Origin of the sequence: Agrobacterium tumefaciens (assembly GCF_005221325.1) — a bacterium.
In the GTDB taxonomy this organism is placed as follows: domain Bacteria; phylum Pseudomonadota; class Alphaproteobacteria; order Rhizobiales; family Rhizobiaceae; genus Agrobacterium.
The window spans coordinates 964,103-976,820 of record NZ_CP039888.1; the positions used below are offsets into that span (position 1 = coordinate 964,103).

The following is a 12,718-nucleotide window of genomic DNA, read 5'->3' on the forward strand; positions in this document are numbered from 1 at the left end:
ATCCGGGGACGGAAAATCCCGATCACCCCCCAAATTCAATGCTTTCCCGGCCTTTTGGAACTCCTCCGGTTCTCTTCGACTGTTTCAGCCCAAAGACGAACGTGACCGTGACAGCATTGCAATTCGTGGATGCTTCGGTAAACCAGCTTTGACGATCATGCAACAAGTGCGATGGGCGGTAAGCGCATTCACCCGTCCCCTTCGGAAAAAAACGATGATATTCGGGCTGTTCAGACAGAAAAACAACAACCGCGCCATAGTCGATCGGCAATATGCGACCTTGACGGCGGCCGCGCGCACGCCCGGATTTTATCTCGATCTTGGTGTGCCCGATACCGTCATGGGCCGTTTCGAGATGCTCTCGGTCATCATGATTCTCTATTTTCGCCGCACCAAATCATCGGGCGTCAGCGGGCAGGAGATCGCCCAGGAGATCGTCGATGCCTTTTTCCAGGACATCGATCACTCCATCCGCGAATTGGGGATAGGCGACCAGGGTGTGCCGAAACGCATGAAGAAATTCGCTGGCATGTTCTATGGACGGCTCGAATCCTATGCGGCGGCGCTGGATGCATCCGACCGCGCCGCTCTTGCCGCAGCGCTCCGGCGCAATATATATCCGCAGGTAGACGACAAGGCCCCCGAGATGGATGGGCTGGCGGGCTGGATGATGGAAGCATCGCAAGCCCTTGCCGCCCAGTCCGAAGAGACGATTGCAACCGGAAGCCTGACGCTGCCCTTGCCTGGACAATGAGGTTCACGATGAACGCGCGACACCCCGCAAATGACGACCTGCCTTTTTCCTATCCCGTAAAGGTAGGTCATATTTCCGCCAATCCGGTCAGGATTGGTCTCGAAGCCAGTGCCGAGGAACTGAAGGCGCTGGCGAAATTCTGGGATGTGGTCTCCGTCGAATATCTGAAGGCGGAGCTGCAGGTCACCCGCTGGAAGAAGGATGGCATCAAGATCAAGGGCGAGGTGCATGCGACGGTGACCCAGGCTTGCGTCGTGACGCTTGAGCCGGTCATGAGCAAGATCGACGAGACCGTGGAGCATATTTTCGTGCCGGAAGGATCGAAGCTGGCTCGGATGGTGACGAATGAGGAAGGCGAGATCGTGATCGACTCTGATGGTCCCGACATTCCCGACCAGTTCACCGGCGATAGCATCGATGTTGGCGCCGTGGTTGCGGAATTCGCGGCCCTTGCGATCGATCCCTATCCGCGCAAGGCGGACATTGAATTTACCGATACGACCGTCAACGAACCCGAGGAAGAAAAGCGTCCGTCGCCTTTCGCCGTGTTGAAAGACTGGAAAAAAGACTGAATGGCCCGGACGGGCTGAAATAAATATATTGTATCAGAAGCCGGAAAAGGTATTTTCGCGCGAAATCCGCTTGAGTGGCGGCAAAAAGGATAAGGGACGAGTGATCAGAATTGCAATTGACGTCATGGGTGGCGATTTCGGCCCAGATGTTGCCATACCCGGTGCCGCCAAGGCGCTTGAACGGCACAACGATGTAACTTTTCTGCTCTACGGGCAGAAGAGCAAATGCGACCCCATTCTGGCACAATATCCCGCCCTTCGGGAAAAGTCGGTTTTTCACGATTGTGAAGTCTCGGTCAGCATGGACGAGAAGCCGAGCCAGGCGCTGCGCCGTGGCCGCTACGTTTCCAGCATGTGGCGCGCCATCGAGGCGGTGAAGCTCGGCGAGGCGGATGTTGCGGTTTCCGCCGGCAATACCGGGGCGCTGATGGCCATGGCCAAATTCTGTTTGCGCACCATGGCGCGGGTGGAACGCCCGGCGATTGCCGGCATCTGGCCGACGCTCAAAGGCGAAAGCATCGTGCTCGACGTTGGCGCGACGATTGGCGCTGATTCCCAGCAATTGCTCGATTTCGCCCTGATGGGCGGCGCGATGGCGCGTGCACTTTTCGATATCGACCGTCCCACCGTCGGCCTGCTCAATGTCGGCGTCGAGGAGGTGAAGGGTCAGGAAGAGGTGCGTGAGGCCGGACGGCTGATCCGCGAGGCCGACCTCGGCACCATCGATTATCGCGGTTTCGTCGAAGGCGACGATATAGGCAAGGGCACGGTGGACGTCGTGGTGACGGAAGGTTTCACCGGCAACATCGCGCTGAAGGCGGCTGAAGGCACGGCCCGCCAGATCACCACGCTTCTGCGTGAGGCGATCTCCCGCAGCTTCTTTGCCAAGATCGGTTATATCCTGGCCAAGAGCGCCTTCGATGTGCTCAGGGAAAAGATGGACCCGCGCAAGGTCAATGGCGGCGTGTTTCTCGGCCTGAACGGCATTGTCATCAAGAGCCATGGCGGCACGGATGCCATCGGTTTTGCCTCCGCCGTCGATGTCGGCTACGACATGGTGCATAACGGCCTGACGGCCAAAATAGAAAACGATCTGAAAATTTACCACGCAAGACGGCTTCCGCCCCCGGCGCCCGAAGCTCTCGTGGCTGACGAGGAATAAGGGAATGATCCGCTCTATAGTTCGTGGTTTCGGGGCAGCGCTTCCGAAGCGTGTCATGACCAACAGCGAAATCGAAGGGGTTGTCGAGACCTCCGACGAATGGATCGTGCAGCGCACCGGCATCCGTCAGCGCTACATCGCCGGCGAAGGTGAAACCACCGCGTCTCTCGGCGAGGCGGCGGCGCGCGCAGCGCTCGACAATGCGGGTCTCACACCCGACGATATCGATCTCATCATTCTGGCCACCTCGACCCCGGATAACACCTTTCCGGCAACCGCAGTGAACATCCAGAACCGTCTGGGCATGACCCATGGTTTCGCCTTCGACATGCAGGCTGTCTGCTCCGGCTTCGTTTATGCCGTATCGACCGCCGATCTCTATATTCGCGGCGGCATGGCCAAGCGCGTTCTGGTGATCGGTGCCGAGACCTTCTCGCGCATTCTCGACTGGAAGGACCGCACCACCTGCGTTCTCTTCGGCGATGGCGCCGGTGCGCTGGTTCTGGAAGCCGGCGAAGGCGAGGGGACGTCTGCCGATCGCGGCATCCTGACCGCGCAGCTGCGTTCCGACGGCTCGCACAAGGAAAAGCTTTATGTCGACGGCGGACCGTCCACGACAGGCACGGTCGGCCATCTGCGCATGGAAGGCCGGGAAGTGTTCAAGCACGCCGTCGGCATGATCACCGACGTCATCGAGCAGGCGTTTGAGGCGACTGGCACGACGTCCGACGATCTCGACTGGCTCGTTCCCCATCAGGCCAACAAGCGTATCATCGACGGATCGGCGAAGAAGCTCAACATCGATCCGGAAAAAGTCGTCATCACCGTCGATAAGCACGGCAATACCTCGGCCGCATCCATTCCGCTGGCGCTTGCCGTTGCGGCCGGCGACGGACGCATCAAAAAGGGCGATCTGGTGATGCTGGAGGCCATGGGCGGCGGTTTCACCTGGGGTGCAGTGCTGCTGCGCTGGTAGTGGCGCATTCCCGTGTTTGACACGGTGCAGGCGCGAAATCGGTTGTGTTTTTCGCGCTCACGCCACGGTCAGACGCGCCCGAGCGGCACCAGCCTGTGGCAAAACCGTACCGGCTGCTCTAAGCCCTTGCACTGATTGCCGAAAGCCTAAAATGAATCTGGAACAATCCCTTGACCGGTCGCCACAAGGGAAATAATCTCGGCGGCTCCTAGAGAAAAATTCAGACACGGTTTGTGGGGAAAAATGGCCGGGAAGACAGTGACACGCGCAGATCTTGCAGAATCTGTGTTTCGTAAAGTCGGGCTGTCCCGCACCGAATCCGCCGAACTGGTCGAGACGATCATCGACGAGATTTGCAACGCGATCACCCGCGGCGAGGTCGTCAAGCTTTCGTCCTTCGCCACTTTCCAGATCCGCGAAAAGAACGAGCGTATCGGCCGCAACCCGAAGACGGGTGAGGAAGTTCCGATTTCGCCGCGCCGTGTCATGACCTTCAAGGCCTCGAATGTGCTGAAACAGCGGATTCTCAAGGCGCACACGGCCCGCAAGGCCAAGCAGAAGGGCCAGAAGGCCGGGGCATAAGCCCGACCGGAAGCCGCCGCGACACGCGCTTTTTGCCGTATCGCAAGCCTTTCTACCCATTCTTCCTGTGAACATACTTGAATTTCAACGTGCAAGCCGTTGAAATCCGGTCGACTCACATCATAATCAATTTTAGTGATTTGTATCTCACCGCAAGGCGCCGGCGCGAGGGTCTGACGGACTTTCGCGTGGCATTTGAGCGGTGAGTGTAAAAGCGTTCTCGTTCAGTGTCCGGCCGGATGCATGGCGCTTCGGTTCGGATGGGAGTGGAAATTTGGACAAAAGCCCCGACGCGTTTCGGACGATCAGTGAAGTGGCGGATGAGCTGAACCTGCCGCAGCATGTGCTGCGTTTCTGGGAAACACGCTTTCCGCAGATCAAGCCGATGAAACGGGGCGGGGGCCGCCGTTATTACCGCCCTGACGATATCGATCTTCTGAAGGGCATCCGTCACCTTCTTTATGACCATGGCTACACCATCAAGGGTGTGCAGAAGCTTCTGAAGGCCAATGGCAACCGTTTCGTGGCGGCAATCGCCTCCGGCGATCTGGCAACCATGGAAGCCATCATGGCGGCGAGCGGTGAAAAGGAAGTTGCCGAACCGCGCGTCGTGGATCCAGACGGGGACGAGGTCGTCGGCCGTCCGAAGGCCAAGCCGAGCGGCCGTTTTTTCGGCTTCGGCGGCGGCAACAGCGATGCCGAAATATCGGTCGGCAAATCGAGCATCGGCAAGGATGATCAGGCACTGTTGCAGGAAGCCCTGTTCGATCTGCTCGAATGCAAGCGCCTGCTCGATCAGGTTCGCTGAGGGTTTTCCACAGCTGTTTTCGAATGCCAACCTTTCGGAAACTCCTTTGGCCGATAATGCGGCTCCGTTGAAAGGAGCCCGATCGTGAGCAACCGAAAATCGACAACACGACGCCGCACGGCGAAGAAATCGAGCGGCGGCAGCATTTGGCCCTGGGTGCTGATGCTGGGCGTCGTTGCCGGCGGCATTCAGGCTTACGAACATCGCGACAGCCTTATGCCGCAGCGGCATGCGAAGGTGACATCCCCAGCCACAAATTCCCCGAAAGTCGCGACGACCGCCAGACGCGATACCGTCACAACGGAGAAAGTGGCATCCATTCGCCCCACATCGCCCGGTCTGCCGGGTAGCGGCCCGGTGCCGCCGCGTTCGATCGCCATGCCATCCGCCGCGCAGCCAAGCCCGGTTGCCGCTATCCTGCCGGAAACGCGGCCCTCGGTCGAAAAAATCTCGCTCGGCGAAAAAAGCGGGGCCTTTGCCTTCTGCGGTCGCTCCGGCCTCAATAATTGCGTGGCCGACGGCAATACGTTCTGGATGAAGGGCACGAAGATGCAGCTCGCCGGCATCGAGGTCCCGCAGATCGACCGGGCGCGCTGCATGGAAGAGCGCCAGCGCGGTTTCATTGCAAAGGTCAGGCTTCGCGACATGTTGAATGCCGGCGCCTTCGATGTGGCGTCCACCGGCGATGCGGGCGGACAAACCACGGAACGCAAACGGCTTTCGCGTTCGGGCGTGTCTTTTGCCGATCAGCTCGTGCGGGAGGGGCTAGCACATCCAGTCTCGGCAAAAAATCAGTCCTGGTGTGGCTGAGGCCCCGTTGACCGAAACGGCCCCGCCTGTGTAGATGAGGCTCCGTCGCGTTTGGGATCGGCCGTTGGGTCGGACCCTGGGGATGACGGCTTTTTGCAGTGCCTTGGCCGTAACGGCGCAAGGTGCGGCAATGCGGACGTGGCGAAATCGGTAGACGCAGCAGACTTAAAATCTGCCGACCATTGGTCTTGCGGGTTCAAGTCCCGCCGTCCGCACCATCATCCACCCTTTCTACCATCTCGAATAGAATGCTGTCGCTCACCAACCGGGCAGCGCGCGAGTGCCTCACAGACCCGCGCTTCGATGCTGGCCGGACAGCAAGCGTCACTTTTTATCGAGACCCTGGGCCATTTCCAGGTGATGTTGCAGCGCCGGCAGGGTTTTTGCGGCCCATGCCTTCAGCTCGGCATTATCGCCTCCTTCAGCGTATCGCTTGAAAAGATCGACCGCATCCTCATGCGCATCGACCTGGTCATCGACGTATTCTTCGCTGAATTCCGCGCCGTCAAGTTTCGCGAGGCCGTCGATTTCTTCCTTGTGGTCGTCGGTAAGGGTGGTTGTTGGCGCTCCGGTCACCTTGCCGCCGGACAGCCGCGCTTTTAGTTCCGCACTGGTTTTTTCGTGTTCGGTAATCATCTGCTGGGCGAATGCCTTTGTGGCGTCGTCGCCCTTGGTCAGCGCAAGCTTGCTCGATTCGATTTCAAAGAGGTCGCTTGCGGAGACCTGCAGGATGAAGTCCTCGGTTTTGGGCGCCACGCCGAGTGCTGAATTCACACCCGTGGATTCCGTTGCGGACTGCGCCATAGCGGTGCTGGCAACCAGTGCGAGCGCGAGCGAGAGAACGGTCTTCTTCATCAATCTTCCTCCTGATGGTTAGAGGCACTCCAACCAAGGTTGAGAAAGATTGTTCCTGACAGGGATCGAAGAAACCTTTCGTCGAAGCCGTTTTCCCTTTGGATTGCTTCTATTTTTGGCAATTGCGCAGCAGGGAGCCATCCTTGTAGCCCGGCGCCATTGGCCAACGAAAGTTATCAAAAAGAACCTATTGACCTTGCCACGATGGGAAGCCCTATCTTTTTCAATATAAAGAAAAGAGGGGTCATACGCATGTCACAAATGGAGATTCGGGCGAGTCATCAGATTGCGATCGACGGCATGACCTGCGCTTCCTGTGTGGGTCGTGTGGAGAAGGCGATTGCCAAGGTTCCCGGCGTTTTGAAGGCCTCGGTCAATCTCGCGACGGAACGCGCCGACATCTCCTTTTCCGGGCCGCCCGACGTGTCCGCCGTGATTGCCGCGGTCCGGCATGCGGGTTATGGCGTCGAAGAAAAAACCGTCGAACTCGATATTGAAGGCATGACCTGCGCTTCCTGCGTCGGGCGCGTCGAAAAGGCGCTGAAGGCTGTTTCCGGTGTTTCCGATGCGAGTGTCAATCTCGCGACCGAGCGCGCCACCATTCGCGTGGCGGGCAATGCCGCCTCTGCCGCCACCCTGGCGGAAGCGATTAAACGGGCGGGTTACCAGGCGAAGGAGATCGTCGCCGACAAAGCCGGTGATGCGGAGCAGGACAGACGTGCAGCGGAAATGCGTAGCCTGAAAATCAGTCTCGCCGCGGCCGTTGTCCTGACATTGCCGGTCTTCGTGCTGGAAATGGGTTCGCATCTGGTGCCCGCCATCCATGATTTCGTCATGGAAACGGTCGGTATGCAGGAAAGCTGGTATCTGCAATTCGTGCTGACCACGCTGGTCCTGTTCGGGCCCGGCCTGCGCTTCTTCAAAAAGGGCATACCCGCGCTTCTGCGGCTCGCGCCGGATATGAATTCGCTTGTGGTGCTGGGCACTGCCGCCGCCTGGGGATTTTCGGTGGTCGCGACCTTCCTGCCCGAAATCCTGCCGCGCGGAACGGCCAATGTCTATTATGAGGCCGCAGCAGTCATCGTCACGCTGATCCTGCTCGGCCGTTTCCTTGAAGCGCGGGCCAAAGGCCGCACCAGCGAGGCGATAAAGCGGCTGGTCGGCCTGCAGGCCAAGTCGGCCCGCGTGCTGCGCGATGGTGAAACCATCGATGTACCGTTGCAGGACGTGCGAACGGGTGATGTGATCGTCGTTCGCCCCGGCGAGAAAGTGCCGGTCGATGGCTTGGTTCTCAGCGGCTCTTCCTATGTCGATGAATCGATGATCACGGGCGAGCCGGTCCCGGTTACAAAGACTGAGGGTGCTGAGGTCGTCGGCGGCACGGTGAACCGCAATGGCTCCTTCACCTTCCGCGCCACCAAGGTCGGCAGCGATACGCTGATCGCGCAGATCATCCGCATGGTGGAAGAGGCGCAGGCCGACAAGCTGCCCATTCAGGCGCTGGTGGACAAGGTAACCAACTGGTTCGTGCCGGCCGTGATGCTGGCGGCCGTTGTCACCTTCGCCGTCTGGTTCGTCTTTGGGCCCGATCCGGCCTTGACCTTCGCGCTCGTCAACGCGGTTGCGGTTCTTATCATCGCCTGTCCCTGCGCCATGGGCCTTGCCACGCCAACGTCTATCATGGTCGGCACCGGTCGCGCCGCTGAAATGGGCGTCCTGTTCCGGCGCGGCGATGCGCTCCAGACGCTGCGCGACGCCGATGTCATCGCGGTCGACAAGACCGGCACGCTGACACTTGGCAAACCGAAGCTGGTGCATTTCAACACGACGGAGGGTTTCGATGCGGATGAGGTGCTGCGCCTCGTTGCCTCGCTCGAGAACCGGTCGGAGCATCCGATTGCCGAGGCGATCGTCGAGGCTGCAAAACAGGGTGGCCTGACGCTTGCCGAGGCTGAAGCTTTCGAGGCGACCCCCGGCTTCGGTGTCGCGGCGCTGGTCGATGGCCGCCGGGTAGAGGCGGGTGCTGACCGGTTCATGGTGAAACTCGGTTATGATGTCGAGGCCTTCGCCGATGATGCCGAGCGGATGGGCAGGGAAGGGCAGTCGCCGCTTTATGCCGCCGTCGATGGCAGGCTGGCCGCGATCATCGCCGTTGCCGATCCCATCAAGCAGACGACACCGGAGGCGATTGCGGCGCTGCATGCGCTGGGCCTCAAGGTCACGATGATCACGGGTGATAATCGTCGCACGGCGGAAGCCATTGCCCGTCGCCTCGGCATTGATGAGGTGGTGGCGGAAGTGTTGCCCGATGGTAAGGTGGAGGCGGTCAAGAAGCTTGCCGCCGGCGGGCGACGGGTCGCCTTTGTCGGGGACGGCATCAATGATGCGCCGGCGCTCGCAGCCGCCGATGTCGGGCTTGCCATCGGCACGGGCACGGATGTCGCGATTGAAAGTGCCGATGTGGTGCTGATGTCCGGCGATCTGCGCGGTGTTGCCAACGCGATTGCTCTTTCCAAGGCGACGATCCGCAATATCGGCCAGAATCTCTTCTGGGCCTTCGCTTACAATGCTGCGCTTGTTCCCGTGGCGGCCGGCATATTGTATCCTGTCAACGGCGTTCTGCTGTCGCCTGTTCTTGCTGCCGGAGCCATGGCGCTTTCCAGTGTCTTCGTATTGACGAATGCGCTGCGTCTGAAAAGCTTCCGTGCACCGCTGGTGGACAGATCGTCCGACCTGCAGCTCGCAGCGGCAGAATAGGAGGCGGATGTGGTGACGCCTGGCAACACAATCTATCTGCCGCAGATCGGCCGCAGCATCATGGCGGCTGACGGTGAGACCGTGCTTCAGGCCGCACTCGCCGCCGGCATTGCCTATCCGCATGGCTGTCGCATGGGCCGCTGTGGCGCCTGCAAATCGCATCTCGTCTCCGGTGAGATCGATCTTCTCAAGCACACGCCATTCTCATTGACCGAAGAGGAAAAGGCTGAAGGCCTGACGCTCGCCTGCCGCGCCGTACCCTCGAGCGATGTGACAATCAGCTGGCTCGACGGCGAGGATGAGTTTGCCGATATCCCGACCGGCCGTTTCGAGGGTGTGGTTGAGGAAGCGGTGGATGCAACCCATGACATCAAGCTCATCCGCGTCAGGCTTGAGGATCGCGAGCAGTTCACCTTCAAACCCGGGCAATATGTGCGCCTGCTTTATCCGGACTGTTCACCGCGCGATTATTCGATCGCGAGCAGGGTGGACGAGGAACTGATTGAATTTCACATCCGGCATGTTCCCGGTGGCATGACGAGCGGCCGCATCTTTTCGCTCGCCAGAGCGGGTGATCCCGTCACGATCGTGGGGCCTTTCGGCTCTTCCTTCCTGCGGGAAAAACATTGCGGACCGATCCTCGGTATTGCAGGCGGTTCGGGGCTTGCCCCCGTGAAGGCCGTGGTCGAAGCGGCGCTCGCAACTGGCCGGGAACGTCCGGTACACGTCTATTTCGGCGCCCGCGCCGAGCGCGATCTTTATATGCTCGACCGTTTCGAAGACCTCACGACCCGGCACGGTAATCTGAGCTTCGTCCCGGTTCTCTCGAATGAAGACCATGCGAATATCCGTCGCGGTTATGTGGGTGCGGCTGTGGCGGATGATTTCGAGGATCTCGATGGCTGGAAAGCCTATATTGCCGGCCCGCCGGCCATGATCGAGGCAACGGTGCCGCAGCTCCTGGCGCGCGGCATGCGTACGGCCGACATTCATGCTGATGTATTTTTCACCCCGGAAAGATAGGAGCAGGATCGATGAACATTGGCACAGCCGCCACCGCCTCCGGCGTTTCTGCAAAAATGATCAGGCATTACGAGATGATCGGCCTGATCAAATCGGCAAACCGCACGGATTCGGGCTACAGGGTCTATACGGCCAATGATCTGGAAACGCTGCGCTTCATCCGGCGCGGACGCGATCTCGGTTTTTCCATCGAAAAGATCAGGCAGCTCATGACGCTCTGGCGCGATCCGGGCGGCGCCTCCTGCGATGTCAAACGCATCGTCATGGAACATGTCATCGACCTGGAAGCGAAGATGGATACGCTGCGGGAGATGGCCGATACGCTCCGAAACCTCGCGACCTATTGCCCTGACAATGGTGAGCCGGAGTGCCCGATCATTCAGGACCTCGCCCATGCGGAAGACCTCGATTTTTCAGCGGTTGCCGTCGTGCCCAAACGCACCGGCATGCTGAAGGGGACATCAGGTCCGGCGATGGAGCTACAACGCTCCGTGAAATAAGCCGCCGGTCCCCTTTTGGGAGCTGGCATCGAATGCAGTGCGAATTGCCAATCATGATGAAGGAGAGCAGGCCATGTGGATACAGATAATACAGCGCTTCTTTATTCTGTGCCTGATGCTGGCCATCGTTTCCGTCATCGCGTTTCTCTTGCCCTATATGACGGGTGGGGATCCGGCACGCACGATCCTGTTCTCGCGCATGCGCGATACCGCGCTCGATCCGCATGCGGTGGAGGCGTTGAGGACCAGTCTCGGGCTCGACCGGCCGCTTTACGTGCAATATTTCACATGGCTGTGGAATGCACTGCGCGGTGATCTCGGTTTTTCCTTCACCAGCAGTCAGCCCGTCGCCAACGAGCTTTTGCGCTCTCTCGGCGTATCGGTGACCCTGGCGCTGACGGCATTGGCCGTCGCGGTCGCCGTGGCGCTGCCACTCGGCACGCTGGCGGCCATGCGTCCAGGCGGACGGCTCGACAATTTCGCGACGCTGATGATCCAGACCTTCGTCGCGACACCGGAATATTGGTTTGCGCCCATGTCGGCGCTGGTCTTTGCGCTTTATCTCGGCTGGTTGCCCTCGGCCGGATGGGACAGCTGGCGTTCGCTGGTGCTTCCTGCGCTGACCCTGACACTGCGGCCACTCGCCTATTTCACCCAGGTCACGCGCGCCGCCATGGCCGAGGTGTTGCGCGCGCCCTATATTACGGCGGCACGCAGCCGCGGCCTCGGCATGCATGGTACGGTCATGCGCCACGGCATCCGCAACGGCTCGCTGCCGGTGGTCACCTTCTTTGCCCTGTGGCTTGCGGGCCTGCTTGGCGGATCGGTGGTAGTGGAAGTGATCTTCGCCATTCCCGGTATGGGCCGGCTTCTCTATGACGCCGTGATCAATCGTGACATCCCGATGCTGCAGGGTGGTTTCATCTGCATCGTGGCGCTCTCCATCCTGGTCAATACCCTGGCCGACAGCTTCTATGTTCTGATCAATCCAGCAATGCGAGGTCACCATGACCATTAGTCATTTCCCGAGCGCGCCTGCCGCCGCCATGCCGATGACCCTGCCCACGCGTCCCTCGACATTCTCCCGGTTCACGGATTTCATCCGCCGGCGGCACTGGACCTTCTATGCGGGATCTGCGATTTTTCTTGTCATCATCCTGCTTTTGGTGATCGCGCCGTGGATTTCGCCCTATAATCCGGCACAGCAGAACCTTCGCCTCCGGCTGAATGCGCCGAGCGCCGCCTATTGGCTCGGAACGGATCATCTCGGTCGCGATGTCCTGAGCCGGCTCCTGATCGGCGGCCGTTTCACGGTCACGATCGCCGCCATCACCGTCATTCTGTCGGTCGGCATCGGAACCTTCATCGGCATCATCAGCGGCCGCAGCCGCGGTATCCTCGATGAAGTGCTGATGCGCGTTGTCGACCTGCTTATCGCCATACCCGATGTGGTCATCGCGATTTTCCTCGTCGCCATCTTCGGCCCCGGATACGGAACCTTGATCGCGTCGCTGACCATCGTCGGCTGGACACCTTTTGCGCGGCTGGCGCGGGGGCTGACGCTGTCGATCAATTCCCGCGAGTATATCCGCGCCGCCGAGGTACTGGGCTGCACGCGGCGCTTCATCATCTTCCGGCATATCATTCCCAACACGATCTGGCCGATTGCGGCCGTGGCGTTCCTGCGCTTTGGCCACAAGCTGATCACGGTGGGCGGTTTGTCATTCCTGGGGCTCGGTGTGCAGCCGCCGGCCGCCGACTGGGCGCTGATGCTGTCCGATGCGCAGGCCTATGCCGAGCGCATGCCGGTTCTCGTGATCGCACCGGGTCTGGCAATCTTCCTGGCGGCACTCAGCGTGACCTGGATCGGCCATGGCCTCAATCTGGAAACGAAGAAAACGAACAGTCATTGATGCCTG

13 protein-coding genes and 1 tRNA gene are annotated in these 12,718 nt (G+C 59.9%); 13 read left to right on the forward strand and 1 reads right to left on the reverse strand.

Features of this window, described 5'->3' with window-relative positions; all coding sequences use genetic code 11:
- Positions 1-214 precede the first annotated feature (214 nt).
- From CFBP5499_RS05085 to CFBP5499_RS05120, 8 genes are all read left to right on the forward strand, one after another.
- A complete protein-coding gene (locus tag CFBP5499_RS05085) occupies positions 215-754 on the forward strand; it encodes a ubiquinol-cytochrome C chaperone family protein (RefSeq protein ID WP_080825328.1) in 540 nt (179 codons plus the stop codon).
- An 8-nt stretch (positions 755-762) separates the two neighbouring features.
- A complete protein-coding gene (locus CFBP5499_RS05090; RefSeq protein ID WP_080827378.1) occupies positions 763-1,326 on the forward strand; it encodes a YceD family protein in 564 nt (187 codons plus the stop codon).
- A gap of 100 nt (positions 1,327-1,426) precedes the next feature.
- Positions 1,427-2,488, forward strand: coding sequence for a phosphate acyltransferase PlsX (gene plsX, locus CFBP5499_RS05095; protein ID WP_006312806.1), 1,062 nt, complete (start codon positions 1,427-1,429; stop codon positions 2,486-2,488).
- 4 nt (positions 2,489-2,492) lie between these two features.
- Positions 2,493-3,464 (forward strand): beta-ketoacyl-ACP synthase III, encoded by a 972-nt coding sequence (locus tag CFBP5499_RS05100; RefSeq protein ID WP_080825327.1) that lies wholly within the window; start codon positions 2,493-2,495, stop codon positions 3,462-3,464.
- Between the two features lie 243 nt (positions 3,465-3,707).
- Positions 3,708-4,046, forward strand: a complete 339-nt coding sequence (locus tag CFBP5499_RS05105) for an integration host factor subunit alpha (RefSeq protein WP_003502236.1) — start codon at positions 3,708-3,710, stop codon at positions 4,044-4,046.
- A gap of 274 nt (positions 4,047-4,320) precedes the next feature.
- Positions 4,321-4,854 (forward strand): MerR family transcriptional regulator, encoded by a 534-nt coding sequence (locus CFBP5499_RS05110; RefSeq protein ID WP_080825326.1) that lies wholly within the window; start codon positions 4,321-4,323, stop codon positions 4,852-4,854.
- A gap of 84 nt (positions 4,855-4,938) precedes the next feature.
- On the forward strand, positions 4,939-5,664 hold the full coding sequence (locus CFBP5499_RS05115; RefSeq protein ID WP_080825325.1) for a thermonuclease family protein: 726 nt from the start codon (positions 4,939-4,941) through the stop codon (positions 5,662-5,664).
- A gap of 132 nt (positions 5,665-5,796) precedes the next feature.
- A tRNA-Leu gene (locus CFBP5499_RS05120) sits at positions 5,797-5,882 on the forward strand.
- 106 nt (positions 5,883-5,988) lie between these two features.
- On the opposite strand, the gene CFBP5499_RS05125 is transcribed toward CFBP5499_RS05120, so the two are convergent.
- Positions 5,989-6,519, reverse strand: a complete 531-nt coding sequence (locus tag CFBP5499_RS05125; protein WP_080825324.1) for a DUF4142 domain-containing protein — start codon at positions 6,517-6,519, stop codon at positions 5,989-5,991.
- A gap of 252 nt (positions 6,520-6,771) precedes the next feature.
- On the opposite strand from CFBP5499_RS05125, the gene CFBP5499_RS05130 reads away from it, so the two are divergent.
- The 5 genes from CFBP5499_RS05130 to CFBP5499_RS05150 all read left to right on the forward strand — a co-directional run bounded on the left by CFBP5499_RS05130 (position 6,772) and on the right by CFBP5499_RS05150 (position 12,712).
- Entirely contained in the window at positions 6,772-9,276 is a 2,505-nt protein-coding gene (locus CFBP5499_RS05130) for a heavy metal translocating P-type ATPase (RefSeq protein WP_175416625.1), read from the forward strand.
- 12 nt (positions 9,277-9,288) lie between these two features.
- Positions 9,289-10,299 (forward strand): 2Fe-2S iron-sulfur cluster-binding protein, encoded by a 1,011-nt coding sequence (locus CFBP5499_RS05135; protein ID WP_175416626.1) that lies wholly within the window; start codon positions 9,289-9,291, stop codon positions 10,297-10,299.
- Between the two features lie 11 nt (positions 10,300-10,310).
- The gene (gene cueR / locus CFBP5499_RS05140; protein WP_080825323.1) at positions 10,311-10,799 is read left to right on the forward strand and encodes a Cu(I)-responsive transcriptional regulator; all 489 of its coding nucleotides are present in this window, start codon (positions 10,311-10,313) and stop codon (positions 10,797-10,799) included.
- 73 nt (positions 10,800-10,872) lie between these two features.
- Positions 10,873-11,817, forward strand: a complete 945-nt coding sequence (locus CFBP5499_RS05145) for an ABC transporter permease (RefSeq protein ID WP_080825322.1) — start codon at positions 10,873-10,875, stop codon at positions 11,815-11,817.
- Positions 11,807-12,712 (forward strand): ABC transporter permease, encoded by a 906-nt coding sequence (locus CFBP5499_RS05150; RefSeq protein ID WP_080825321.1) that lies wholly within the window; start codon positions 11,807-11,809, stop codon positions 12,710-12,712. The genes CFBP5499_RS05145 and CFBP5499_RS05150 overlap by 11 nt, the downstream gene beginning before the upstream one ends.
- Positions 12,713-12,718: the final 6 nt, after the last annotated feature.